This is a genomic window from Micromonospora andamanensis (genome assembly GCF_016863495.1).
In the GTDB taxonomy this organism is placed as follows: domain Bacteria; phylum Actinomycetota; class Actinomycetes; order Mycobacteriales; family Micromonosporaceae; genus Micromonospora; species Micromonospora andamanensis.
This window is the reverse complement of sequence record NZ_BOOZ01000021.1, coordinates 1-24,545: the sequence shown is the minus strand read 5'-3', so window position 1 is coordinate 24,545 and position 24,545 is coordinate 1. Positions and strand designations below refer to the sequence as shown.

Sequence of the window (24,545 nt, the reverse complement as noted above, 5' to 3'; positions counted from 1 at the left end):
CTCCGGCAGTGACCTACCTCGACGGCCAGTACGACGTCTTCGCCCGCAGCCCCCGAGGCGTCGTCTACCAAAAAACCTGGCAAGGCACCTGGAGCGACTGGAAAACCATCGGCGGAATCCTCGGCTGACGCGCATCGGTCCTGAGGCCGGTTGGCCGGTGCGGGTGGATCCGTACCGGCCAACCGGCGCCTTCCAGATTTCCGGCCAGACAGCGACATTGCCCCCTGTCACGCTGGCTGCGTGGAGCACGTCTGCCCATCGAGGCAGCACGAGAGGGGACGTTGAGATCTGCGGGTTACCAGGCACCTGTCGGCCATACCCTCTACGTAAGCCCATGGCTGTTACATCAGAACGAGAAGCTGTACCCGCCGTTGCCTTTCCGGCCGGATAGATGGCTTGACAAGCTTCCGGGTCGGGACCAGGTGGAATCTGTTGATCAAGGTGTGGTGAAGGGTCCACAGCACCTCGGGGCCCGTGACAGCATTCTCGGATGCGTGAGTCCGTAGCGGTCGTCCATGACCTGGTGTCCCGGCTGTCACCGGTCGACGAGCTCGGTGCCGAACATCGCGTGTCGGCGCTGGCCTGGCTGGCGAGCACGGACGACGTGTTCCGCCGGGTCAAGCCGGCGTCCCCGCCGCAGCACCTGGTGTCCTACGTGGTGCCGGTAGCCGCTGACGGTCGGATCCTCCTCGTAGATCACATCAACGCCGGGCTGTGGCTTCCGCCTGGGGGTCACGTCGAGGTCGATGAAGACCCCGCGCTGACCGCGCGGCGGGAGATCCAGGAAGAGCTTGGGCTGGGCGATGCGGGTCTGTCGCGGTCGCCGATCTTTCTGACCATCACGCGTACGGTCGGGCAGGACCACGGCCACACCGACGTCAGCCTCTGGTACGTGCTGAACTGCACAGGCGATGAGGAACTGCGCCCGGACGTGGGCGAGTTCAACGCCGTCCGCTGGTGGACCCGCGACGAGCTGGTGGCGGCTGATCCGGGCCGCTTCGACCCGCACTTCTTCCGCTTCCTGGCTGCCCTCGACCGGAACGGACTTGTCGACGAACTGCACCGGCGCACTGGTCTCGAGCGACTGAGCCGCGGCTCTGACCGCTTCGGCCCGGTCGCAGCCCTACTGTTCACACCGGGCGGTCACATCAGCGTTCGCGGCGGTTGCGGCGGAGGCTTCGAGGTGGTGGTCTGGGTGAACAGCGGTGACCTGGCCGCGGCGGGTCGGACGGGCGACCTGGACGAGATCGCCGGCACCATGCTCGACCTGCACAGTGGGCATTCCGCCAAGGAGCTTGCCGAGCGCCACACCTACCTTGCCGTCACCGAGCCGGTTGCCGCGATCGAGGCGCTCTGGCACATCATCACCGAACACGAAGCGGAAGTCACAGTCCCGCTCGCCCGCGCCGCCGCGGCGAACCCGGTGCTCCGCCGCATGTGGCCGTGGATCAGTCACGGCACCCTGAACCTGTACGACCGTCGTGACTCGCCCAGCCAGGTCAAACGCGGTCTAGCGTTTCATCCGGCGTTGGGCGGGTTCATGGTGCGCCCCTACGGCGGCGAGATCCACGCCGCCGAGCCCATTGAGGCAGCAGTCGCCCGGGCGGCCGAGACATTCGCCTCCTGGGAGGACTGACCGGCCCTGATGTCGGATCCGCCGTCTCGGCGGCGGCTGCTCCGACGTTCTTGGCGGGGGCATGCAGCGAAACCGGCCCCGGCAGCTTCGCCTCCGACCCTGCCAGACTGCGGACGGCGAATCCCGGAGCTGACCACCTCGCCGTGGCCGGGCCGAACGGGTGGTGCGGTGGCGGCGGAAGTCCGGCACTAGCATTGCTGCGGTCTGCGGCGGCTGAAACGAGGCGAGATGCGTTGGTTCCGGCAGTTGCTGGGTAGCAAGCGGGTCCAGCTCGATCCAGGACGGCAGCAGGCGTTGCTGCGGGATGTCCGGCACCGGTACGGTGCCGGCTCGCCGGTCCGGTTTCCGGAGCAGGTCGAAGCGATCACCCGGATGCTGGACGACGACGACGGCCTGGTGGTGGCGGCCCGAATGGTGAGCGAGGCCGCCGATGAGGCTCACGCGGACCTCCAGGCCCAGGCCCACGACGTGTACCGACACACGGGCCGGCGGCTCCTGGTGCACCGCCGGAACTACCGGCCGCTGTGGAAGGAGGCCGGACCTGCGCTGCGGTGGCCCCTGTTCGCGCTACCGAGCGGCCTGCACCCGTACGTGCAGGTGACCGCCGCCGTCGCAGCGGTCGGCAGTCGCGCGCCCCGCCTCGGCCAGGTGACCGACCCGGACCTGCTCCTGGCCCGCGTGTTCGAGGTGCTCGACCTCACCGTCATCGGCTTGGAGTACGGCCAGGTACGGGTGGACACCGACGCCGCAGCCCTGGCCGATCGACTGATCTCGACCGCCGGGCAGGTTCTCGCGGCCATCGACGACCCGCCGCGGCTGCCTCCTCCGGTCCGCGAGGTGATGCGCCGCAACAACACCCTCGACGTTCACGACCCAGCCGGCCCTCGGGTGGTCGGCGGCATCAATCCGGGCGCGCGGATGCGGGAGTGCCTGCTGGTGTAGGAGTTCAGCGCGCAGGCCCGCCCGTCACTCTGCGACGTCGGAGAACGCGCCGAGACGCAGCCGGGCCGCGACGTGGCCGGTGAACCAGGCGAAGAAGTCGCTGGTCGGGCCGAGGCCCGCGCGGACAGCGTCGCGCCAGTCCGGCCGGTCGAGTACGGCGAGGTACTGCTGCACGATGTGGTCCCGCTGCTCGGCAGTGCAACCGCACCGGTTCGGAGGCTTGGCCGTCAGATAATCGGCGATGATCGCGGCATCGACGTACCGGTTCGCTGTCGGCGACTGCTGGGCGAGGTGAGCAGCATGTGCGGCCAGCACGACAGGTGCCGGCGGGTAGTGCTCGAGGGTCATGCCCATGCCACCGCAGTCGGCCATGACCCTCAGCAGCCGGCCGGTGTGATCGACCAGATCGTCGTCGACATCGGTGCTGGTGATCGCTTCGTGCAGGTGTGCTGTGGTGGCGACCTGGCCGGCGAAGTAGCCGTTGAGATAGTCGCCGTCGCAGGCATGGCGTAGCAACCACGCCCGGGAACGGGCAGCGCCTTGTCGGCACAGCGCCTCGACGACGTAGACCCGACCCCAGCCAGCGACCCGCTCGGCGAGCCACAGCAGCGCTTCGGTGCCTCCCCGGCGGCGTTGCAACGCCTCTGCGACCAACGGCCCGAACCAGTCCGACAGCAGACCTATGGTTTGGATCAGCGGGATGTCGTCCTCGGCCCCATCGGCGCTCAGCAGCGTAAGTCCGACCGTGACGGCATTGCGGTCGGTGCCGTGCCGCACCAACCAGCGGCCGGTCCGCCGCACTCGCTGCCGATCGGCGCGCAGCGCCGCGGCAACGATGTGGTCATTGCGGTGGATCGGGACGTACACATCGCCGAAGGCGTCGACAAGCTCACTCGCCTGCGCGTCGGGCTGACTGAAGTGCCTGTCGAGGATGACAGCGACATCGGCACCGTAGAGCCGCCGATCCCTCGCACGACGGGTTGACGGCCGCGAACGGTGACGCTCATCGTCCGGATACGGCTCACCGTCGCGAGGCAGAGCCCCATCGGGATGTCGCTGATGGAGACGCAGAGCGTGGTCGAACAGAGTGATCCGGGGTCCGAGCAGTCCAGGCTCGGTCGTCACGCTCACCGGCGGACGGAGGACTCGATTCTCTCGATCATGGCCGTGATGATCCCACCCCGCGCGCACCTCAGCAAGCGGCATCTGTCGCCGGCCAGCCCTTGTGAAGATCGGCGCACTCTCATCGGCAGTGCGCGACAGCTCTGTGGGCGAGGACGGAGCCGGGCGCGCCAGGTCGCCCGACTCCATTCCGATCTACCGACGGATCAAACCCCGCCGCTGTTGCCGATCATGATCCCCCAGCGCGCCATGACCTCGTAGATGTTGACATGGAATGTCTGTCGCCAGCATTGCCGCCCGGAGCTCTGCACCCCTTGGCAGGGGCCTTCCGTGGTTGGCGTACCTCCGGTGATGACACCACGGCCGTAGATGGCGGTGCCCCCGGTGACCGAAACCGCCTGTGCGATGGGACCACCGCTGTCGCCTTGGCCGATCGATGCGACGCCGTCGGTGTTCACGGTGTGGAACCCGGGGCCTACAGTTCCGATCCCGCTCAGGTTGATGTACGTGTTGACGGACGCCACCTGCACCACCGAGGCACCGGAGTGGGAGCCGGAAGCGAAGACCCACGAGTTCAACGCGGGATTGCCGGCACCGTAGACCGGAACTCCCTGGTTGGAGTTCACGTCACCCACGTACATGTTGCCCTCGTAGTGACTGCCCGAGATGAGCATGGAGTCGATGGATGCCTGGCCGGCATTCGAGTTTCCGACGATCCACCCACTGTTTGGTGACTTCCATTCAGCGTTCGCCCCACAGTGGTACGACGTCACCATGACGCTGTGGTTGCTTGTGGTTTTACCCGCGAAGGCCGTACTGCAGCGGTAAACCCGTCCGATGCCTGCGGGCCGCTCGATCGCGTTGCCACTCCAGTAGGGCGTGACGTCCGCCCACCGGCTTGCCGGCTCGGTTCGAGGTGACGTGGTGAAGCTCAACGGGATGGCACTGGTGATCGCTGCCGATGCGGCAACGGCGCTGGGAGCGGCGCGGTCGACTGCGACAGAAAGTCCGGTGAAGTCGGCACGTGGCCCGACCGATGCCACGGTTGAGAGATTCTGCTGGGCGATCCGCCGTGCTTCACGATCGAGCTCGGCGAGCGAATACGGCACCGACACGGTACGCATCCGGACCCCGTTCGCCTTGCTAAGGCCGGCGATGAAGGGAGCTGGCGCCGCACCCTTCCAGTAGAGGGTCACCTGTCGGGTTGCGACGTCGATCGCGACGCCGGCGAAGCCAGCGAGCCGCTGTTTGGTGACCCGCTCCTGGATCTGATCCGCTAGCGCGGCCAGCGGCGCCTGATCCCGCTCCAGGTCGGTGAGATTGAGGGTGTGAGGCTTGACGAGATGCCTCTTGCTGTCCGAGTCCGCAGCGGCGGGCGTGGCGGTCGCGGCCAAGGCCAGCGTGCCCACCGCCAAGAGGGCGAGCAACTGACGGGGACGGCCTCGTAGACGTTGCCGAGTCATGTCAGGCGAGATCCTTTCCGCAGGGTTGGGTCACCATCCCGGGTTGGGGTCACCGGGCGCGACGTCAGGATCGCCCACGTCGATGGAGCTGGACTGGTTGGCGACTGGACAGGGACTGGAACGTGGGTCGGCGGCCCGCCGTCCTGCGGCGCTTCAACATCCGATGTAGCTCCTCCAACTCCGGGTTCGGATCCAGCCTGAGCTCGCGGGCCAATCGCTGCCTGATCCGGTGATAGGTGACCAGTCCCTCAGCACGCCGGCCGACTGCCATGTACAACCGGATCAGCCAGGCATGCAGACTTTCGTCCAAGGGCGACACCGCTGCCGCCTGCCCTACGACAACGAGCGCCTCATCGGCGTTTCCTTGGGACAGCGCGGCCTCCGCGTACCAGCACACCGCATTCGCACGTTCGTCCTCCAGCACTCTCGCTAGCGGATGACCGGCGAGTTCGGGGAGATCCGCCAAGATGGGTGCGTGCCAGATTCGTAGCGCCTCATCGAGGAGCAGCCAGACCCGGTGGTCATCACCATGCCTCCGCGCACTGCGTGCGAGGTCAGCCTTGGACCGGAACCGTCCCAGATCGATCGCCTCAGCATCGGCGCACAGCGCGTAGCCATCGCTGACCCGCCTCAGCAGGCCACTCGACACCCTGGGCGGCCGTTCGGGTTCGAGAGAACGCCGCAGCCGCTTCACGTATGTCTGGATGATGTTGATCGCTTCCCGAGGTGGGCTGTCCGGCCACAGGGAATCGAGCAACTCCCGCCGAAGTACCGGCCGGCCAACGTTTATGGCGAGCATGGCGAAGATCGTCCGCTGACCGGTGGGCCCGAGCGCCACCTCTGCGCCGTTCCGCCACGCGGCGGTCCGCCCAAACAGCTCGATGGTCAGGCGCTTTGCCTCCCGGAGGTGCGGATCGGGCAATTCATCCGGAAACCGACCGCCTGCATCGACACGAGTCATCAAACTTACTCCCCCGTATATTGATGAGTGTCGGCGGCTAGTCTCTCATGGCGTATCGAACAGATACGCCACGTTGGGGCTGCGGAGTGGTCAGGTGCGGCAGCCGGCGTCAGGCAGTTCGGGTAGCCTTCGCGGGAACCGCCCGATGCCGACGGTGTCCGCTGTCACCTGAGGAGGAGTCGGCGATGAGCGTCGGCATGAGCAGTCGCAGTCGTCCAAGGATCGCGCTGGTCGCCGTCGCGACGACGGCCGTGGTGTGCCTGATCGCCTGGGCACTGACAGCCGCTCGCGGGAACCAGCCCTCCGGCGTGCAAGAGGTCGCGAGCGAGGGCGTGCGAATCTCGGTCCCGGCCGCGTGGTCACGCAACGCGATCGAATGTGGCACGCCGGTTCGGGACACGTACGTCGTGGACGTTCAGGCGGTCGCGGGCTGTGCGCTCACGCCGGCACCTCGGGTTGACTACGCGGAGATTCGGCTCTCTGCGGACCTCGCCCTTGACCCTGCCGCGACGATCGCGACGGAAGAGCGTCAGATCGCCGGTCGCAACGCGCATCGAGGCGGAGACGTCCTGCCGGACGGCCGGGCCCGCCGGGTCGTAGTGGTGGAGCGGCGGGTTGTCGTCATTGCCGTCAGCGAAGATCCAGCCGTCGCCGACGCGATCGCCGACTCGGTCAAGATCGACTGACAGGCACCTGGGACGACGCCCAAGAGGACTTCGACGATCGCCGTCGCCCGGCCCTGCGCTCGGTCGAGATCACGGCACCCGGCGAGGCGATCACCGGCGATGCCGACAGGTCCGCGCGGCTGTCGGTGACCGTGCGACCCGCCCCGTAACGAGAGTCGTCCAGGAATCCGTGGACGGTGCGGCCCGTGCGCCGTTCGTGACGGCGTTGGGGTGAAAGCGGATGGATCGCGTGTGACCCTTGCCTCACTATAGATCGATCTCTATGGTTGTCGGAAAGCGCTTTCCCCCTGCTTGAAAGGTGAGATCGGATGAGACGCAAAGTCGTCACGCGGTGGCTGGCCGGCGGTGCCACTGTGGTCGCAGGTGCCGTCGTCGCGCTGGCGTTGCAGGTTCCCAACGCCTCAGCCGCCACGAATCTGAGCCTCGGCGCCGGTGCCGATGGCTCCAGCAAAGCCAGTGGTACCAGCTACGGCAACGTCAAGGACGGCATCGCCAGCACCTACTGGTCGCCCAGCGGCTCGACCGGCACGGTCTCGGTCAAGTGGGGAAGCACCACCACGGTGTCCTCGGCCGTCATCGTGCAGGCCTCGGGCGGCGGCTCGATCAACGGCTGGCAGCTCAAGAACCACGACACGGGCTCCACCCTGGCCAGCGGCAGCAGCGCCCCGAGCACCATCAACTTCTCCTCGACGTCGCTGAGGAAGCTCTCCTTCGTCATCACCAGCGCATCCGGCACCCCGCGGATCGCCGAGTTCGAGACGTACGCCAGCGGCGGGTCGACCCCGACCACCAGCCCGACCAGTGGCCCCACCAGCGGTCCGACGTCCAGCCCGACCAGCAACCCAGGTACGCCGACCGGCGCGTGGCCGTCGTCGGCCGGCTCGGTGAGCATCTCGGGCACGGTCAACGTCTCCGGCACCTTCGACGGCGGGATGAAGACCTACTGCTGCATCGGTGACGGTGGGCAGGGCGAGTCGCAGGACCCGATGTTCAAAATCGCCAACGGGGGCACACTGCAGAACGTCATCCTCGGTTCGCCCGCTGGTGACGGCGTGCACTGCGAGGGCACCTGCACGCTGCGCAACGTGTGGTGGAACGACATAGGTGAGGACGCCGCCACCTTCAAGCAGACAAACGGCGGTACCTCCTACGTCATCGGTGGCGGCGCGCGCAACGGCAGCGACAAGACCTTCCAGCACAACGGCAACGGCACGGTCAGCATCTCCGGCTTCTACCTCAAGGGGTCGGGCAAGCTGTACCGCGCCTGCGGCAACTGCTCCACTTCGCACACCCGTCACGTGCGTATCGACAATGTCCTCGTCGACGACATCGACATGCTCGCCGGCATCAACAGCAACTGGAACGACACCGCGACGATCACTCGCGTGGTGGTAATCGGCTCGGCCACCATCTGCGGCAAGTACAGGGGTGTGGCCAAGGGCAGCGAACCCAGCTACCTCGGTGAGGGCTGGAACGACGCCAACTGCAAGGTCAACAGAAGTGACGTCACCTTCCGGTAGTCATGAGACACGTTTCGCGAAGCGGCACCCGCCTCCAGGCGGGTGCCCGTTTCCGGCGCCTCATCGAGCAACTCGGTGTGCATCACGAGGAGTTGCGAACATCCACCCGGCTACGCCCGCTGACCATCCCGGCCCCTGGTCAGAACGCGCCGGCATCGCCGGTCCGGCTGCACCACCTTCGCCGCAGCGCTGAGACGGAGCCGCCGCTGGTCGGGCCCCGGTACGACCTCGACACTGGCCAGGTCACGCTGGTGGAATGACCGCCCATCCGCCACCGGTGACGTCCGCGCGGGAGTGCCTACCACACGAGGTGCGCCTCCGGGCGTCGTGATTCATGGTGCCGGTCCTCAGCCGGGCGAATGCGAGAGCATGACGGCGATCGCCGGGCCGAACGCGACGCTGAGCAGGTAGGCGAGGTTGAACAGACCCAGGGCTTCGGCCTCGCGGGAGGCGGGCACCACGCCGGCCGCGCGCAGGGCGAGAACACCCTGGCCGGTCGCGGCGGCCAGGGATCCGAGCGCCATCGCCGCGAGCAGGAGCGGCACGAAGGTGGTGCTCGCCGCCAGCAGCGGCGCGGTGGCGCCGACGACGAGCAACGCGGCGGCCACCACCCGGTGCGGCACCCGTACGGACGCCGCGACCAGGAATCCCGAGCAGAAGCCGCCGAACAGGTACGGCACCAGCAACACGATCCCGGTCCGGGTGCCTTCCCAACCGGCGTGCTCTCGCAGCAGATCCGATGCGAAGTAGAGCAGGGCGAAGTTCACCACTCCCAGCGCGAAGGCCAGCGTGCATGCCGCGAGGAACCGGCCGTTACGTGCCACCGCGGCGGGCAGGAAGCCGTCGGGGCGAACCTTCGTCCGGGCCGCGAGCACCAACAGCAGCACGACGGTCGCCGGCCCGGCCACCAACGGCCGGTGCGGAGTGAGGACCGCCGAGGTGACCAGCATGGCGAGCAAGGTCATGCCGATAGGGTCGAACGCTGCCGGCACCCCGCCGGGCGGCGGGGCGCCGTGCCTGCGACGAGCCGCAGGTACGGCGATCACCGCCAGCAGTGGCAGCGCCAGCGCTGCCCGCCACGAGAAGGGGTCGGCAACCACTGCGCCGGTCAGTGGGCCGACAGAGCCGACTACCGCCAGCGACGCAGCAACCACCCCCATCCGCCGCGCCGAGCCGGCCAGCTTCATGGCCGTCACGGTGAGGCCAGCGGACCCCAGCGCCTGCACCGCCGCACCGACCACAAGTGTCGGCACGTTCGGACTCAGCACGATCAGGACCGTCCCGGCGACCACCAGCACGGTCGCGACGGTCAGGACCGCCCGTACGCCGCGGCGGGCGAGCAGCGCCGCCAACAGTGGCGTTCCCAACGCGATGCCCCATCCAAAGGCGGTCACGCCGGCGGCCGCCGCCTGTTCCCCGGTATCCATCGCCCGCGCCAGGTCGTCGAGGACCAGGGCTGGTGCGGCGATCCCGTACGACAGCGGACCGGCCAGCAGGGCGAGCCAGGGTGTGGCCAACCGCCCGGGGCCGGGCTGGGGGCCGTGTCGAGTGGCCGCGCTGCGCGGTAGGTGATCCATCGCATCCTCCAAGTCGATCGGTTGGATCGAGCCTGCCCAGCGCACTTACCGCCTACTGACGGTCGCCTGCGTCCGCGACTCGGACCAGCAAGTGATCCACGCTGCTTGCGCGGACGGGCACGCCGATCTACCTCGGCCGGAGCATTAATGTGAAGCGGTGCGATTCGGGGTGCTGGGCGAGATCGCCGTATGGACATCGGGCGGCGAACCCGTCGCCGTGCCCGGCCTGAAGGTTCGCGCTCTGCTGGCTGACCTGCTGGTTCACGAGGGGCGCCCGGTGACCGCCGACCGCCTGATCGAGGATCTGTGGGGTGATGAGCCGCCGGGCAACGCGCTCGGGGCCTTGCAGACCAAGGTGTCGCAGTTGCGCCGAGCGCTGGAGGAGGGTGAGGCGGGTGGCCGCGCGCTGGTCGAGTTCGGCGATGCCGGCTACCGGCTACGGGCGTCGTCGGAATCGATCGATGCGATGCGCTTCACCGCGCTGTCGGCACGTTCGCGCACGCAGCGGGAACCGGCCCAGCGGGTGGCAACGCTGACGGAGGCCCTGTCGCTCTGGCGTGGTTGCCCGTACGCCGACTTCAGCGACGAGCGATTCGTACGCCAAGCGGCCGAGCGGCTCAACGACCAGTACCTGGCAGTGCTGGAGAACCTGGCCGAGGCGCGGCTCGAGCTTGGTGAGCATCACCTGCTCGCCGGTGAGCTGGCCGATCTGGTCGCACGCCACCCGTGGCGCGAGCGACTCCGGGCCGCGCATCTGCGTGCCCTGTACGGCTCGGGACGCCAACGCGACGCCCTGGCCGCCTACCAGCAGTTCCGCCGGCAACTGCGCGACGAACTCGGCATCGACCCCGGACAGGACCTGGCCGAGCTGCATCGGGCGATCCTGCGTCAGGACCCTGCGCTACAGCCGCCCACGCCGCCGTCCACTCCGGCCCGGACCAACCTGCCGGCACCGGTGTCGCCAGGTCCGTACGGCGGACTGATCGGGCGCGACGATGCCGTGGAAACGGTACGGGAGCGTGTCACGACCGAGCGGCTGGTCACCCTGACCGGTCCGGGCGGGGTAGGCAAGACCCGGCTGGCGCTCGAGGCTGCTCGGCTGCTGGCCGACACGTTTCCCTCGGGGGTGTGGCTCGTCGAGCTCGCCGGCCAGCCACACAGAGGCGCCCCGACCACCTTCATCGAGATCGTCGACCTGGTGGCGGCGACTCTTGAGATCCGAGACGACAGCCCGCCCGGTGATCGACCACGTAAGCCGATGGACCGGCTGGTCGCCGCGTTGCGGAAGCGGCGAATGCTGGTGCTGCTCGACAACTGCGAACACGTGGTGGTGCCCATCGCTCACCTGACCGAGCGACTCCTCGGCGCCGCAGCTGACCTGCGCATCCTGGCGACGAGTCGCGAACCGCTCGGGATCTGCGGCGAGGTTGTCGTTCCGGTGCCCCCGCTGGCCCTGCCAGCGCCCGGAGCCACCGCAGAGCAAATCGTCGAGACCCCGGCGGTTCGGCTCTTCGTGGCCCGCGCCCGCGCCATCGCGCCTGGTTTCAGCGTAAACGAGCAAGACATGGAAACGATCGCCACCATCTGCCGCCGGCTCGACGGCGTACCGCTGGCGCTGGAACTGGCCGCGTCCCGCCTGCCGGCGCTCGACCCGAGCGAGTTGGTGGCGCGGCTCGACGATCGTTTCCGACTGCTGTCCTCCGGTCGGCGCACCGCGCCCCCGCGCCAGCAGGGACTCCGCGCCATGATCGACTGGAGTTGGGAACTGCTGTCGCCTGCCGAATGCGCGGTACTGCGCCGGCTGGCGGTCTTCGCCGACGGTGCCACCCTGGCGACCGCCGAGCAGGTGTGCGCGGGCGAACAGGTCGCCCCGGACGCCATCCTCGACGTGCTGATACGCCTGATCGACCGGTCACTGGTCATGGTGCGGCACGGAGAGAGCCCGCGACGCTACCGGCTGTCGGAGACGGTGGCCGCCTACGGTCTCGAACAGCTCGACAGCACCGGCGAACTGCCGATCACCCATCGCCGTTACACCTCATGTTTCGCCAGTCTCGCCGAGCAGGCCGCCGGACGGCTACGCGGCTACGACCAGAGTCGCGCGCTGGGTGAACTCGACGCCGAAAACGCAAACTTCCGGGCGGCACTCGACGTTGCCGCCACCGGCGGCCACGCCCGCGCGGGACTGATACTCGCCACCGCGTTGTCCTGGTATCGGCTGCTCCGGGGCCGCTTCGGAGAGATCAGCCGGTCACTGCGAACGGCGTTGGACATCGTCGCGACGAGCGAGCACGATGTCCCGCCGGATGCCCTCCGCCGACATGCGGAGATGTGGCTGGTCGCACTCGCCACCCGCAACGGTGACCCGACCGCTCCTCGGCAGCGGATCCTGGAAAGCTATCCGGACACCGAGGGGCCGGACAGGGCGTTCGCGCAGTGGTTGTTCGCCTCCATGATGCTCGGATCCGGCGACCCGAACGAAGCCGCCGTACTGGTCGACGCCGCCTTGGCGGCGTTTCGCGCCCGCGGTGAGCGGTGGGGTATCGCCGCCGCCTGTGCCACCCGAGCCGACCTCGCGCTCGTTCTCCGCAGCGATTTGTCCGCTGCCCAGCGGGACTGCGAGGTCAGCCGGTCGCTGTTCGGGCAACTGGGCGACCGCTGGGGTCAGGTTCATCCGACGAGTCTGTTGGGGAGTCTGGCGGAGATCCGCGGCGACTACGACCGCGCCGAGGAGCACCACCGCGAGGCGCTGCGCATCGCCGAACACCTGCGGCTGTGGACGTTGGTGTCCCGGCAGTTGGCCAACATCGGCCGGCTGGCGCTACTGAGGGGCGACTACCAGGAGTCCGCCGCCTGGCATGAGCGTTCGCTCAAGATGGCGCTGGAGCAGTCGAGCCGATCCGCCGCCGCGTTCGCCGGCACCGGGCTGGCGATGACAGCGCGGCGGCAGGGCGACCTTGACGCCGCCGAGACCCGGCATCGGGACCTGCTCGACTGGAACCGCCACGCCGGCTACCTGCCAGGCTGCGCGTTGGCGCTGGCCGAGCTGGGGTTCATCGCCGAACACCGGGGCGATGCCGAACTCGCTGAGCGCCGCCACCACGAGTCGCTCGACGCGGCGCGCGCCACCGGAGACCATCGGGCAGTGGCCCTGGCTCTCGAGGGCCTGGCCGGTGCCACCAGCCTCGGCGGCGATCACCGTCGGGCCGCGCGACTGCTCGGCGCGGCCCGGACGCTGCGCGAGTCAGCCGGCGCGCCGCTGCCCGCCGGCGAGCAGCATGACGTCCGGCGCATCACCTTCCGGGTGCGGACGGTGCTGGGCAGCGCCGAGTTCACTGCCGAGATGAGCCGCGGCGCCCAGTTCGACCTCGACGAACCCGCGCTCGGCGACGTCGGTGAGCGGATGGTCAGCCGACGGTAAGCCTGCTCGGCACGGTTGATCAGGAAACCGAGCCGGCCCAGGGAGGCAACCAACCATGCAAACCGACGCCAGAATCGCCATCATCTACTACTCCGCCACCGGCACTGTGCACCGACTCGCGCAGGCATTCGTCGACGGCGCCGCCGACGCCGGCGCGGAAGTCCGCCTGCGCCGGGTGGCAGAGCTGGCACCGGAGCAGGTCGTCGACGCCAAGCCGCAGTGGCGGGCCCACCTCGACGCCACCGCCGACATCCCGCTCGCCACCCTGGACGACCTCCGGTGGGCCAACGGATACGCCTTCGGCACGCCCACCCGATTCGGCAACGTCTGCTCCCAGCTGCGCCAGTTCCTCGACACCACAACCGCCCCATGGCAGGCGGAGGAGCTGGCCGACAAGCCGGCGACCGGCTTCACCGCCACCTACGAGCAACACGGCGGCCAGGAGGCAACCCTGCTCAGCCTCTACCAGACCTTCCACCACTGGGGGGCGATCATCCTGCCGACGGGCTACCTGAACTACGACACCGCTCACGCCGCCGGCGGGAACCCGTACGGCGTCAGCCTCGTGGAGAGCCGCGCCAGCCGCGATCCCGAGTACGCCAAGGCCGTCCACGAAGCGGCCCGCTTGCAGGCAGCACGCCTCGCCCGCATGGCGGTCGCCGTCACCGCTGTCCGCGCGAACGGTCGGCTCGGCTAGTTGACCTAGGTCTTGTCAAGAACTTCCTTCCCGTTGTCTCGGCTGCTGGGAGACGCATCGTTGATAGTCGATTGAGTGGCGGTCGCGCTGGACGTTTAATCGATCTCGTTACGGTGCGCCTGCGGGCACAATGAACGCCGTGCTGACCGCCACCCGCAGCCTGCTGACGACGCTCGATCCGCTGCCGTACCCCGTGCGGATGAGCCGGCTGGTCGAGTGGGCACGTACCGCGCCTGATCGTGTTCAGGTCTGTCGGGATCTGCGCGAGCAGGGTCCCTATGCGCGGCACTTGGCCCTGGTCGCGGCGATGGCGACCCGCGATGCCGAGGGCATCGCCGCGGCGGCCCGCGACCCGCAGCCGTCGATCAGGGGTGCGGCGCTCACCGCGGCGCTGCGCGCCGACATCCCGATCGGCGATGTCACCGACCGGTCCGCGATGCAGCGGCGTCGTGTCTATCGCAGCCTGCGCCGCCGGTGTGCGCCGGCTGTCGCCGACGCGCTGATCAGCGAGGTCCGCGCCCAGTTCGGTGACGAGGAGGCCGCCACGCTGCTGCCAGCCTGCGGCGACGACACAGTACGGGCGTTGCTGCCGGATCTGGAGCACGCACTGCGCCTGGAGCGGCTGGCCCGGCGGCATGAAGGTCCGCTCCTGGAGCGGATCCGCGAGCGGCTGGCCGCAGCCCCGCCCGAACCGCGGGCAAGGATCTGGGGTGACGCCGCCGTCGCGGTGCTGCGGTGTGACCCGACGCAGGCACTCGATCTGCTTGAACGGTACGCACCGGAGGAGTCGCTACCCGGCCCGCTCGACGCGTACGGACGACTCGCGGCACACGATCCGGTTCGCGTCGCCCGGCTGCTCACCACACCCGGCCGCGCGGCCTGGCTACGCCGGAACGTGCTCCCGCCGGCCCTACTGCGCCGCCTCGCGGTCCTGCCCACCGACGAGTTGGTGCCGCTGGCCAGCCGGTACCGGGAACACAGCCGGGCGCTGGCGGCGCTGCTCGACGCCGTCGCCCCGGCCCGACGCGCCGACCTATACGACCGGGCACTGTCCGAGGTCGACACGGCGATGCTGATCCCGGCTGCCGAGATCATGGAGGTGCTACCGGCCGAGGTCCGGATCCGCGAGGCGAGGCGGGTGCTGGGCCTGGCGAGAATTCAGGAGCGTGAGGCGGAGGTGCGCCTTTGGAGCGCGTACCTGGCCTGGCCGGACGCGTCAGCGGCCCACGCGCTCGGCAAGCGGGCCTGGCGGCTGCCACAGCTGCAGGACCTACTGCGTCGGGCGATCGGCCCGCACACGCTGGCGTCGGTGGCCCGCACCGCGATCGGGTTGTGGCTCGATGACCCGCGTACCCGCTCGGACCGCGTCGCTGAGGTGCTCGCCACCGATCCGACGGCGGTGACGCTCCACGAGGTGTGGGTGATCATCTGCGCCTCCCGCACCGACCTGCTCGACCAGGTACTCAAACGCCGCCCACGCGGCCGGTTCGTGGAACCGGGTATACGGTGGGTGCCCGCCTGGGTGCCGCACGCCGAGCGTTGGCTGCCCCGCCAGCAGACCCGTTTCGTGGAGCATTTGGAGCTGATCCTCGCCGACACCGAGCAGGGAGTGTGGCAGCGCGCGGCGGCGATCCGAGCCGCCGCCCACGTGCCCGGCGCAGGCCGCGAGCTGGTGCTGCGCCACCTCGACGCCCCCGCAGTGGCGATCGCCGAGGCGGCGCTGGGCGCGCTGGTCTGGACCGACCGGCCCGGCGAGGATCACGAGCCGGAAAGAGGCCGCCCGGCTCCTGGCACGCCACGGACCGCCGCGGGTCATGGCGACCCTGCTCGACACGTATCACCACCCGGACGCGCACCGCGACCTACGCGCGGCGATCGTCGCCGCCGCCCGGCAGCGAGTACAGGCCCAGGCGAGCTGGACCATCCTGCGGGCCGCGGTCGACGGTAGCGATCTGGCCGGTCGTGGAGGTCCTGGAACAGCCCGCGTTCGAGGAGCGTCGCTTCGACATCGGCGTCATCAACGTTCACTCCGCGAACCCTGGCGGTGCCGCGAGGATTGCACAGGTCCTACGGCACTGGGGCTATCGCGTCCGCGTCGCGTCGGGCTCCACGGACGTCGGCTATCTCGACGGTCCTGCGGCGAGCTGATCGAAACGAGCGCGCCATCGGGCGGCCGTCGCACTCGGACGGCGGCAGAAGAGTGCATGTTCGGTGGTGGTGAGCTCCGCTGGCAGGCCTGGTGGGGTGTGGCAAGGTGGCTTGCTGATCGACAACAGCGAAGCTTGGAGTCCCGCTTCGCCATGCGCTTCGGTTCAGGTCTATCGCAGTGCGTCCCGTTGGCGCTCATAGTCGGTGACCGTCGGGACGACGGGGAGCACGAGCAGCAGGACCAGGTACACCACGGCGAGTAGTCCACCGGTGAGCATGGTCAGCAGCAGCACGACGGTTCGTACCCAGTCGACGCGGAACCCGCCGTATGCCGCGATGCCGAGGCAGACGCCGCCGAACCATTTGCCCTCGTTGATCCGGCACCAGAACCGGCCACGCGGCCTCCCCTCGACGGAAGGCGGCGAGGGGCGTGCTGGGCTCACCGGCCCGAGCTCAGCCAGGATCTCTGCCATCTGGGCACCGGTCAGCGAGTCGTCGCCCGAGCCCGTGAGAGTGCTCAAACGGTCGCCAATCGCGGACTCGAGGTCTCGGACGATCTCGTCAGCGTCCGGGTCGGAGCGCAGCGCGCGTCGCGCATCATCGAGGTACTGCCGCAGGGCGTCGCGTGCTTCGCGGGTGGCTGGAAAGGCCGCGACATGCCCAGTGAGGCGGATGGAGATCCGCTCGTCCATGGGTCATCGTCCAATCGTGTTGATCATGCGGGTCAGCTCGTTCCAGTACTCGCGGAACGCGGCGAGCTGGCCGCTGCCGGTATCCGTGAGGGAGAAGTACTTCCGGGGCGGCCCTAACGGCGACTCACGCCACTCGTGGTGCACAAGCCCGTCTCGCCGGAGTTTGCTCAGCAGCGGATACAGCGTCCCCTCCTGGGCGGGGAAGCCTGCCTCCTGTAGCGCGGCGAGGATCTCCGCCGCGTACCGCTGCTCGGACTCGACGGCAGCTAGTACGAGTGGTTCGAGCAGGCCGCGCCGCAACGCAACGAGCTTTGGATCGGACTGCATGCCTCTACCTTGACACAGCAAGGTACCTATCGCAAATGTGGATCTTGCGCGGGCTCCGGTCCGCAGGCCGACGGCTGGCCACGCCGGGCCCTCACATCCACCGGGGCAGCACCGGCGGCCGCTACAGCATTAGGTATCCGGGGCATGCGCTGGACTTCCAGTCGATGACCGCTCTTCGGCCATGAGCGTGCGCCGGTGATGGCAGTCCCGAACCGCGTCGTGCAGGCACCGCACGTGAACGGTTCGTGGGCGAAGCCGCTCGACCAACACCCTCCCGCGCCGGTCACCGGCGGCTGCTACACCTGCCGCTGCGGTTCATCGTGTAGCCGGCACCGACCTGGTCCAGACCCGATGGACACCCCGGCGACGAGGCGGGAGCCCGGCTCGTGCCGGCCCAAACCCAACCCGCACGGTCCTCAACCGCACCGTGTCAAGTGCCCTCCACTACCCGGCACCCGGTACAGGACAACCGTGCGGAAATCAGATGCCCACACCACACCACCGCCACCACTGGCCACTACCCCCACCCCATGGTGCAGCCCCCGACCCGCCAAGCCGTGAACCCAGGTCAACGCCCACCGGCCACACCCGCAGCGACAGCCGCCATGAAAATCCACACCAATGGCCACAGTGGACGGAACCCGACGACCTGCCGACGCAAACCTCCACCATGATCCAGACCAGGCGACACGCAAACGCACTGGTCAGCACGCACGAGCACAAACCGCCACTCAGACGGCGAGCGAACTTTGGAGCACCAACGGAGCACCAACGGAGCACATCGTGGGAGATCACGGCGCATGCCGGGAAACAGTCAAGGCCGCAACCAACGTTTTCGCTGGTCACGGCCTTGATCGTGTGGCGCGCCCGAAGGGACTCGAACCCCTAACCTTCTGATCCGTAGTCGGAACCGGGCAAAAAATCTCAAAAGCTATCGCGGACTCCTATAACGTACTGGTTCAGCCACCTCCGTCTAGACGGGCGGTGTTTCGTTTCTGCTGGTCCAGGCGTCGCCCTCAACGGGCCGCCGCGGCCGCGGGCGGTGAAACTGCTGCGATGCTGGAACAGTCGCGCCCGTGCTGATCGGGTGCCGAACATCCGAGCACCATCGGAGCACCACACGAACACCGTCCCCGTCGCCGCAACGGGAGCAAGCCGACCACCGATCGGCGGTTACCGCACACCCACCGACTCACACCGGGTCGAAATGATCAAGGATGGATCCCGCCCACCGGGTCGGTGGCTCGAGGCTCATGAGGCGCACCGCGATCAGCCCGGCGATCAGTCCTCGACAACGGGACGGATCGGTGACAGGAACGGATCGAGGCGTTCGGTGATCTCACCCCGCGCCATGACGTGCACCCGGAACGCGTTCGGACCGGGCGGGATGGGCATCTCCTCGTCTTTCTCCAAGAGAAGGCCGTAGGACCCCGGCAGCCGTCGTGCGACGAACTGGAGCACCTGGCGCATCCCCACCGCCTCGTCCCGACGTCGATTGGCCACCCCATACAGGAGCAGGTAGTACTCCCCGTTGAGTATGGTCACCTCCGCCGAGACGTTCGTTGGGAAGTCCAACCCGACCACCAGTTCGTTCAGCTCATCGATGAGGGCGTCGAGTTGACCACTGTCCGATACCTCGGTGGTCTGCGAGAGGCAGAACCAACCATGGAACTCGTACACGTCACCCTCCGAGCGGTCTGATGTGAAGACGGGCTCGACGCCGTACCGGACACCGTATTCGCGTAGCTTCCTGATCACTGCACCCGTGCGTGCCTCCTCAAAGTGGAAGTTCGGCACCCGCCCGGTCTTGACGGCCTTCTCACGAACCCGCTGCGCTGCCACACATGTCAGCAGCTCACAAGTGCCGTGCGAGCCCAAGAACGTATGCCACAGCCGTGACTCACATGTGACTCACACGACGACAGGGAAGATAGCCAATCGGCCATCTCCCCTGGTCAGATAAGCGCGCCCGAAGGGACTCGAACCCCTAACCTTCTGATCCGTTGCATTCGTCTTCGAAGAAGCCGCGCAACTCCGCGATTGTAACGGTCCATTCTGAGATCCTGAGCCCATCATCAGTCACTGACGCATGTGCCGGCACGGATCGACTCGGATTCGCGAGATCAAATTCATGACCGAGTTCACTCAAGAAGAACAGCCGCTCCTGAATCCGAATTTCACTATCAAGGCGATAGAGGGCATAACCTCTCAGCCAGTTAGCTGAGCGTGGATCAACCACCAGAGTCAAGAGCACAGCCCTGTCCGCACCGTCGAGGATTCGTTGCAACTCACGCCGCCAGCTCGCACGATAAGACGCCTCGCTCCAGAATTGGGTCGGCATCTCAAAGGTTTCATCAAGGTCGCCGGCGCTGATTTTACCGACGGAAACGCTGGGATCGAGCGCGCGACCACCCGGACCGGACAATTCGATGCGAAACATGACTCTACGGCTTCAGGTAGTTGAGATCAGAGTCATAGGTGCCAAGGCGATTTCCTTTTCGATCAAACATCTTCCAGCCATTCAAGGTATTATGCCCGGTGATATCAGGTGTAATATACCGCTTGCCGTCAAAGAAGGCAGCCTGACCCTTGGAATCGAACGGCACCTTCTGCGCCGGGACGCGCTTCGAAAATCCAAGGGCACCAGCCCGATCTTTCAGCCACTGACCTTTAGAAACCCCATCCGGAATCTGGAGCCCCCGCCCCTGCTGTCCACTGGGAACAGCGCCTCCGGCCGGCGGACAGTTGTGTACGAGTACCGGTGTTCTGCCGGCGATCACATAGTACGTGTGGATGTCGGCGACGGTGAGGTTATACACGGCCTGCGGCTGGCTCCAGGTACGCAGGCTTGCAACCTGGACTTCGGCCCCGGAAGGGGTTCTCAGCAGGTCACCCGGGCGTAGGTCACTGGCCTCGACCCACCGTCGGACCTTCTCAGCCCAGAAGGGGTGGTTGTCGGTGGCAACGATCTCGTCAGCGGGTTCGGGTTGTGTTCCGGCGCCAACAGTGATGGCGACGAGTTCCTTCGGCCCTTCGCTGTTTATGACATGCGTTACCAGTCGTTTGCCTATCTCCCCGCTTTCGGGATCCGCAGCCAGAACGAGGTCGCCTACCCTCACGTCCTCGATCGGCTTCGTGGAACCGTCCGCCATCAGGACGTGGGTTCCGCCTACGAAGCTGCTGGAGCTTTTGCAGGCGGATAGCTTTGCCTTGTATCCAGCCCGACCGCCCGCGCCAGCCAGGCCGCCTCGCGCGCCGGAAATTCCACCCGCGGTAGACGGGAAGGCCATGATCGATCTCCGCCCGAGGCAGCGGTTCGGCACCGATGAGCACGCTGAGACGCGAACTCCGAGGAGTGCCAGCAAGATCGAGAAGGAAGTCGATAGCCATACGGGGTGTCTCACCCGATCTTGGCTGTAAGGCGAATAGCCTGAGTCGTCGATGTCGCACGGAAGGCCGCTGGCGGTGACAGAACGGGCGTTGATTACCAAGGCCGCATTGCGCAAGTTGCCGGCCAAGGCGGACGACGGAACTCCGTACTGCATGGATTGCCGCAGGTTCGGTGAGCTCCATCGGATGGTCGCCAGCGGCGTCACGAAGTATCTCCAGTGCGAAGCGTGGTCCGTGCCGACATACACGGAGTCAGACCGGCTGGCTCACGAACAGATGATGGCCGGCGAACCGTGTCCCGGTTGCGGCGAGGAACTCATCTCGCTCGGTGAGTCGCCCTCGTGGACCGGTAAGGGCACGATGCATCTGAGCGTCGAGGAGCAGGCCGCCCGTACGGCTGCGGAGCAGGCCTTCAAGCAGCGGCACCCCTACTGCCACGCCGGGCGATGGAGTATGGCGGGTAGCGCGGTCAGCCATTGCGGACGATGCTGCCCACCGCCTCCGATGAGCCCCGACCAGATCCGCCGAATCTCGGAGATCCTTCAGGGCAGTGCGGAGGAACGGGTACGAAAGGCGCGGCGCGAAGGCACGACGTACGAGAACCACGAGTCGGAGCGGCGGCTGCCTGGCCGCGCCCGGCCCGTCGCTGTGGTGCTACGCGAATACAACGAACGCCGCGCCGAGGCCCTGGCAGCCGTGACGAGAGGAGATCGTACCTTGATACGGTCTTCGGTTCCGGATGCGGAGCTGATGTTCCGGTGGCGGATGCAGCTCGGCTGCGGCGAAATTGTCGAGATCCTGACGCTCGGCGACGAGCGGCCACCGACGGACATGACATGGTCGTGGGGCGGTAGCCCGCTGCATAAAGGGGCTTACACCTGCATCAGTCACCGGACCCCCGAGACGCCCTACCGGGCGGTGAGCCACTATCTGACCCGGTCCACGCTGGACCTCGAAGGCGACAAGGGCCTGCGGCGCGAACCTGAGACGGTCGGCTACTGGACCGTGAAGCTGGAATGCGGACACCTCGACCACCAGATCACGCCGCTGAATTGGAAGCCAGCGGACGGCCATCGGCAGACTGAACCGAACGATCCCGACGCTGTCGCGCAGCGCAAGGCTCGGATGGAGCAGATTAAAGAGCATCTCGGCGTAGCCGAGTACGCGCAGGCCATCCGCCGGATCGAGCAGGGTCACCTCGAGCCGGACCCGATGACGACATGCTGGACCTGCCAATACGAGCAACCCATCGTCGCCTTCCAGCGAGTGGGTTGGCTGGTGCCACCGACGCCCGTGAAGGGCAGATCAGGAGCGGACACAGCGGTCGCTCCGCGGCCGACCCGTGTGCAGCTGGAGAAGCGCGTAGCCGACCTCGAAGCGGAGATCGCCCGCCTCTCTCGACCTCCCCAGCAGCCATCGCCCTCAGACGCCGCAGCCGCACCTGCCCACCCACCTAAGGGTGTGCGGTGACCGCGACGAGTCAGGTCAAGCTTGGGAGGCACCCTCCAACGACATGCGGATCTTCGCGTGGGACAGCAGCAGTTCGGCGCTCGCCCGCACCGCTGTCCACCCGCACCGGCCAGGGCGTGTCGATCGGGTGCGGCGTCCAGGTGCCCCAGATGTCCGCGATCCGGTTCATCAGCGCTCTCCCGCCCGCACCGTCGTCGGGCGGCGCTGTGCGCCTGCTTCCCGGTAGCCGGCCGGATAAGCGGCTGCCGTGGCGTCCGGTCCAGGGACGGTCAGGGGTTGAGGTAGAACTGGCAGCGCTGCTGCGTGCGACCTGACGAAGCGTCGCAGGGTTCACAGGGAGCCGCCGGCGCGGCTCACGGGCATCCGGTGGCCGGGTCGATGTAGCGGCTGTCACTGGTCACCCAACCGTCCCGGCCGGTACGCAGTACTGTGCGGTACCGGGACTGGACGCTCCCGTCCCGGTAAGCCCAGAACTTCGTGCCGCGCCGCCAGATGGTCGACACCTCCTCGGTCATCGCTGAGGTGAACACCTGCACGTCCCGGGCGGTCACGACCATGCAGGTGCCGCCCGCCGGCACGGCGGAATCGGTGGGCTGGCCCGTCCCATTGGGCCCCGCGCCGCCGACGGCCGACGTACCGGAGCCGGCTGGCTGACCCGTCCGGTCGGGACCGGCGCCCCCGACCACGGCGTACGCGATGGCGAGGAGCGCGACCAGCAGGGCGTCGCCGGCGGCCAGCAGGCGACCCGGACGGGTACGCGTCGACCCGCTCGCCCGGCCGGCCCCGCCGGCGGCACCGACCGGATCGGCGCCGTCCTCGTCCGCGGAGCCTGAACCCGCGGAGCCCGAGCTCCCCGAGCCCGAACCCGCCGAACCCGAACCGACGGAAAGCGGGTCGGCGTGCGGGCCGGCGGCGTACGGACACCCCAAGCGAATAGCTTGACACCTCTGCCCTTCGGGAGGACCTCGGCCGCCATCGAGGGAGCCACTCGAGGTCGCACCAGGCACTGGTTCACCCTTTCGGATGAAGTTCGCCGCAACATTGGGTCAGCAGTACACGGGATCTGATCGCCGCCGTCCCTGCACATCCGTGGCAGCACGCGGTCCGGCGGGTGACCTGCCGCCCAAGGCTGCACATGCAACTCGTGCAGGAGCGCCACACCTCAGTCGGTAGTGTGATCCGATCCGCCGTGATCGACAATTGGCTGCGTTACGGGTCCAGCGTTCACGCCAGTGGGGAGGGTTCGCAGTGACGATCGATGTCCGATGAGCTTGCCTACGCCCGCTGGCCCACCAACCACAGTCAGCGCCGCCACCACGAGGGTTACGGATCTTCTTGCCGTCATCGCTGGGCCAGCAGGCCATTGCGAGTACGTCATCGGAGGTACGGTGCCCGCCAGTGATCTGACGAAAGCCGCACATCTACTGGCCGACTACGCCATGGAAATCCGCTGCGGGGCGGCGCCGGCACTGCAGCTGTGGAGGCAGCGGGTTGCCGGAGGCCCGGCTCATACCGGGCGGGACCGCGAACGCGTCGAAGCCTTCGTGCGGATCGGATTCGGCTTGCCAGCCGAGCCCGGCGACGACGGTCATCTTCAAGGCCATATCTCCGAGTTGCTGTGGGGCAAGGTAGTCAACGAGCGTCTGACCTGCCTCGATGGGCGGGCTCTCGTCCATGCTACGGACGTGAAAGCCGACGTCGCTGAACCCGGTGGGGACGGCGTCGTCGTCTACGAGATCGCTGGTGGCGTCCTTGTTTTTCGGGCATGGGAGATCAAGAAGCACGAGCAGAACGGTGCGCTCTCCGGAACCATCGGGCGGGCAAGCGAACAACTGCGTACTCGCGGCACAACGTACCTGGCCAAGCTCACCGCACCTGGCACGCTGCACCCCGGCCCGCTCGGCGCGCTGTTCGCCGAGATGGTCGACCTATGGCTTGACGAAAGCCCTCGGGCCGGAGTCGGCGTTTCGGTCGCGACCTCCGCACACCACGCTCCAACGAGTTCCAGCCCCTTCAAAAGCCTCGCCAGCAAGTTTCCGAACTACTCGGCGCCGGGCCAGCGGGAAGGCATCGTGATCGCTGTCCCCAACTTCACGGCCTTCGCGAACGAGGTCAGGGACATCGTGTGGAAAGGGCTCTAGACCTCGCGCTGCTGCGTGGTGCGCTGGGCGGACGCACCGGTTTGCCGACTGCTGAGCAACTGCAGGACCTCCTCGCCAACGCAGAGACACAGCTGTTCCTACGCCGATCTGAGATTTCCGACGATCTACTCGACACCGCCTGGTACTTGCACAGCGTCGCCTCGGTCAGCCAGGCGCGCGAACGGTACACGCTCGCCAGGCAACGAGACGCATTCGCTGTCAGCGCGCACATCTTCGACCTCGCCCTGCAGGGCGAAGGCCGCTGGAGCAGAGCCGAGCGTCTTACCTTCGGGTTCGCCGCTGCCATCGGCTACCGCCGCGGTGGGCAGGACCCGAATGCCACAGCAGTGAG

General features: G+C 67.7%; 21 protein-coding genes and 2 pseudogenes. 13 read left to right on the top strand and 10 right to left on the bottom strand.

Annotated elements, in window-relative coordinates:
• Nucleotides 1-490: 490 nt before the first annotated feature.
• Together Van01_RS18345 and Van01_RS18340 are read left to right on the top strand one after the other, a co-directional pair.
• The gene (locus Van01_RS18345; RefSeq protein WP_204008687.1) at nucleotides 491-1,636 is read left to right on the top strand and encodes an NUDIX domain-containing protein; all 1,146 of its coding nucleotides are present in this window, start codon (nucleotides 491-493) and stop codon (nucleotides 1,634-1,636) included.
• Nucleotides 1,637-1,864: 228 nt separating this feature from the next.
• Nucleotides 1,865-2,578, top strand: coding sequence for a hypothetical protein (locus Van01_RS18340; protein ID WP_204008685.1), 714 nt, complete (start codon nucleotides 1,865-1,867; stop codon nucleotides 2,576-2,578).
• Nucleotides 2,579-2,602: 24 nt separating this feature from the next.
• Here the strand turns inward: Van01_RS18340 and Van01_RS33105 are convergent, their stop codons facing one another.
• Nucleotides 2,603-3,232: a hypothetical protein gene (locus Van01_RS33105; RefSeq protein ID WP_239099149.1), complete on the bottom strand. Its 630-nt coding sequence runs from the start codon at nucleotides 3,230-3,232 to the stop codon at nucleotides 2,603-2,605.
• A gap of 33 nt (nucleotides 3,233-3,265) precedes the next feature.
• Here Van01_RS33105 and Van01_RS33100 point away from each other — a divergent pair, with 33 nt between their 5' ends.
• Entirely contained in the window at nucleotides 3,266-3,562 is a 297-nt protein-coding gene (locus Van01_RS33100) for a hypothetical protein (protein ID WP_239099148.1), read from the top strand.
• A gap of 344 nt (nucleotides 3,563-3,906) precedes the next feature.
• Here the strand turns inward: Van01_RS33100 and Van01_RS18330 are convergent, their stop codons facing one another.
• Entirely contained in the window at nucleotides 3,907-5,109 is a 1,203-nt protein-coding gene (locus tag Van01_RS18330; protein WP_204008683.1) for a chymotrypsin family serine protease, read from the bottom strand.
• 118 nt (nucleotides 5,110-5,227) lie between these two features.
• The gene (locus Van01_RS18325; RefSeq protein WP_204008681.1) at nucleotides 5,228-6,124 is read right to left on the bottom strand and encodes an AfsR/SARP family transcriptional regulator; all 897 of its coding nucleotides are present in this window, start codon (nucleotides 6,122-6,124) and stop codon (nucleotides 5,228-5,230) included.
• Nucleotides 6,125-6,309: 185 nt separating this feature from the next.
• On the opposite strand from Van01_RS18325, the gene Van01_RS18320 reads away from it, so the two are divergent.
• From Van01_RS18320 to Van01_RS18310, 3 genes are all read left to right on the top strand, one after another.
• A complete protein-coding gene (locus Van01_RS18320) occupies nucleotides 6,310-6,810 on the top strand; it encodes a hypothetical protein (RefSeq protein ID WP_204008671.1) in 501 nt (166 codons plus the stop codon).
• 308 nt (nucleotides 6,811-7,118) lie between these two features.
• Nucleotides 7,119-8,330: a pectate lyase gene (locus Van01_RS18315; protein ID WP_204008669.1), complete on the top strand. Its 1,212-nt coding sequence runs from the start codon at nucleotides 7,119-7,121 to the stop codon at nucleotides 8,328-8,330.
• 2 nt (nucleotides 8,331-8,332) lie between these two features.
• Nucleotides 8,333-8,590: a hypothetical protein gene (locus Van01_RS18310; protein WP_204008667.1), complete on the top strand. Its 258-nt coding sequence runs from the start codon at nucleotides 8,333-8,335 to the stop codon at nucleotides 8,588-8,590.
• Between the two features lie 87 nt (nucleotides 8,591-8,677).
• On the opposite strand, the gene Van01_RS18305 is transcribed toward Van01_RS18310, so the two are convergent.
• Nucleotides 8,678-9,907 carry an MFS transporter gene (locus Van01_RS18305; RefSeq protein ID WP_204008665.1) on the bottom strand — a complete coding sequence of 410 codons (1,230 nt, stop codon included), beginning with the start codon at nucleotides 9,905-9,907 and terminating at the stop codon, nucleotides 8,678-8,680.
• A 157-nt stretch (nucleotides 9,908-10,064) separates the two neighbouring features.
• On the opposite strand from Van01_RS18305, the gene Van01_RS18300 reads away from it, so the two are divergent.
• The 4 genes and pseudogenes from Van01_RS18300 to Van01_RS18285 form a co-directional block, all read left to right on the top strand.
• Entirely contained in the window at nucleotides 10,065-13,328 is a 3,264-nt protein-coding gene (locus tag Van01_RS18300) for an AfsR/SARP family transcriptional regulator (RefSeq protein WP_239099147.1), read from the top strand.
• A gap of 55 nt (nucleotides 13,329-13,383) precedes the next feature.
• Nucleotides 13,384-14,025 (top strand): NAD(P)H:quinone oxidoreductase, encoded by a 642-nt coding sequence (wrbA, locus tag Van01_RS18295; RefSeq protein ID WP_204008663.1) that lies wholly within the window; start codon nucleotides 13,384-13,386, stop codon nucleotides 14,023-14,025.
• 139 nt (nucleotides 14,026-14,164) lie between these two features.
• A complete protein-coding gene (locus Van01_RS18290; RefSeq protein ID WP_204008661.1) occupies nucleotides 14,165-15,973 on the top strand; it encodes a hypothetical protein in 1,809 nt (602 codons plus the stop codon).
• A gap of 2 nt (nucleotides 15,974-15,975) precedes the next feature.
• Nucleotides 15,976-16,173, top strand: a pseudogene (locus Van01_RS18285) (cyclic-phosphate processing receiver domain-containing protein); the annotation flags it as partial.
• A 170-nt stretch (nucleotides 16,174-16,343) separates the two neighbouring features.
• Here the strand turns inward: Van01_RS18285 and Van01_RS18280 are convergent.
• The 5 genes from Van01_RS18280 to Van01_RS18260 form a co-directional block, all read right to left on the bottom strand.
• Nucleotides 16,344-16,865 (bottom strand): PspC domain-containing protein, encoded by a 522-nt coding sequence (locus Van01_RS18280; RefSeq protein ID WP_204008659.1) that lies wholly within the window; start codon nucleotides 16,863-16,865, stop codon nucleotides 16,344-16,346.
• Nucleotides 16,866-16,868: 3 nt separating this feature from the next.
• Complete coding sequence (locus tag Van01_RS18275; RefSeq protein WP_204008658.1) at nucleotides 16,869-17,192, bottom strand: PadR family transcriptional regulator; 324 nt, start codon at nucleotides 17,190-17,192, stop codon at nucleotides 16,869-16,871.
• Between the two features lie 1,281 nt (nucleotides 17,193-18,473).
• On the bottom strand, nucleotides 18,474-19,034 hold the full coding sequence (locus tag Van01_RS18270) for an Imm7 family immunity protein (RefSeq protein WP_239099146.1): 561 nt from the start codon (nucleotides 19,032-19,034) through the stop codon (nucleotides 18,474-18,476).
• Nucleotides 19,035-19,179: 145 nt separating this feature from the next.
• Complete coding sequence (locus Van01_RS18265; RefSeq protein ID WP_204008657.1) at nucleotides 19,180-19,632, bottom strand: hypothetical protein; 453 nt, start codon at nucleotides 19,630-19,632, stop codon at nucleotides 19,180-19,182.
• A 4-nt stretch (nucleotides 19,633-19,636) separates the two neighbouring features.
• Entirely contained in the window at nucleotides 19,637-20,344 is a 708-nt protein-coding gene (locus tag Van01_RS18260; protein ID WP_204008656.1) for a polymorphic toxin-type HINT domain-containing protein, read from the bottom strand.
• Between the two features lie 289 nt (nucleotides 20,345-20,633).
• Here Van01_RS18260 and Van01_RS18255 point away from each other — a divergent pair, with 289 nt between their 5' ends.
• Nucleotides 20,634-22,052, top strand: coding sequence for a hypothetical protein (locus tag Van01_RS18255; RefSeq protein WP_204008655.1), 1,419 nt, complete (start codon nucleotides 20,634-20,636; stop codon nucleotides 22,050-22,052).
• 353 nt (nucleotides 22,053-22,405) lie between these two features.
• On the opposite strand, the gene Van01_RS18250 is transcribed toward Van01_RS18255, so the two are convergent.
• Nucleotides 22,406-22,981, bottom strand: coding sequence for a hypothetical protein (locus tag Van01_RS18250; protein ID WP_204008654.1), 576 nt, complete (start codon nucleotides 22,979-22,981; stop codon nucleotides 22,406-22,408).
• A gap of 459 nt (nucleotides 22,982-23,440) precedes the next feature.
• Between Van01_RS18250 and Van01_RS18245 the strand changes: the two genes are divergently transcribed.
• Nucleotides 23,441-24,193, top strand: a complete 753-nt coding sequence (locus tag Van01_RS18245; protein WP_204008653.1) for a hypothetical protein — start codon at nucleotides 23,441-23,443, stop codon at nucleotides 24,191-24,193.
• A pseudogene (locus Van01_RS18240) lies at nucleotides 24,178-24,545 on the top strand (DEAD/DEAH box helicase); the annotation flags it as partial. The gene Van01_RS18245 and the pseudogene Van01_RS18240, both read left to right, overlap by 16 nt.

Bases quoted from the DNA above. Each gene is read 5' to 3' on its own strand.
- Van01_RS18345 (WP_204008687.1), top strand. From the start codon at position 491: ATGCGTGAGTCCGTAGCGGTCGTCCATGACCTGGTGTCCCGGCTGTCA.
- Van01_RS18260 (WP_204008656.1), bottom strand. From the start codon at position 20,344: ATGGCGGACGGTTCCACGAAGCCGATCGAGGACGTGAGGGTAGGCGAC.
- Van01_RS18315 (WP_204008669.1), top strand. From the start codon at position 7,119: ATGAGACGCAAAGTCGTCACGCGGTGGCTGGCCGGCGGTGCCACTGTG.
- Van01_RS18320 (WP_204008671.1), top strand. From the start codon at position 6,310: ATGAGCGTCGGCATGAGCAGTCGCAGTCGTCCAAGGATCGCGCTGGTC.
- Van01_RS18340 (WP_204008685.1), top strand. From the start codon at position 1,865: ATGCGTTGGTTCCGGCAGTTGCTGGGTAGCAAGCGGGTCCAGCTCGAT.
- Van01_RS18255 (WP_204008655.1), top strand. From the start codon at position 20,634: ATGTCGCACGGAAGGCCGCTGGCGGTGACAGAACGGGCGTTGATTACC.
- wrbA (WP_204008663.1), top strand. From the start codon at position 13,384: ATGCAAACCGACGCCAGAATCGCCATCATCTACTACTCCGCCACCGGC.
- Van01_RS18305 (WP_204008665.1), bottom strand. From the start codon at position 9,907: ATGGATCACCTACCGCGCAGCGCGGCCACTCGACACGGCCCCCAGCCC.
- Van01_RS18265 (WP_204008657.1), bottom strand. From the start codon at position 19,632: ATGTTTCGCATCGAATTGTCCGGTCCGGGTGGTCGCGCGCTCGATCCC.
- Van01_RS18325 (WP_204008681.1), bottom strand. From the start codon at position 6,124: ATGACTCGTGTCGATGCAGGCGGTCGGTTTCCGGATGAATTGCCCGAT.
- Van01_RS18275 (WP_204008658.1), bottom strand. From the start codon at position 17,192: ATGCAGTCCGATCCAAAGCTCGTTGCGTTGCGGCGCGGCCTGCTCGAA.
- Van01_RS18310 (WP_204008667.1), top strand. From the start codon at position 8,333: ATGAGACACGTTTCGCGAAGCGGCACCCGCCTCCAGGCGGGTGCCCGT.
- Van01_RS18280 (WP_204008659.1), bottom strand. From the start codon at position 16,865: ATGGACGAGCGGATCTCCATCCGCCTCACTGGGCATGTCGCGGCCTTT.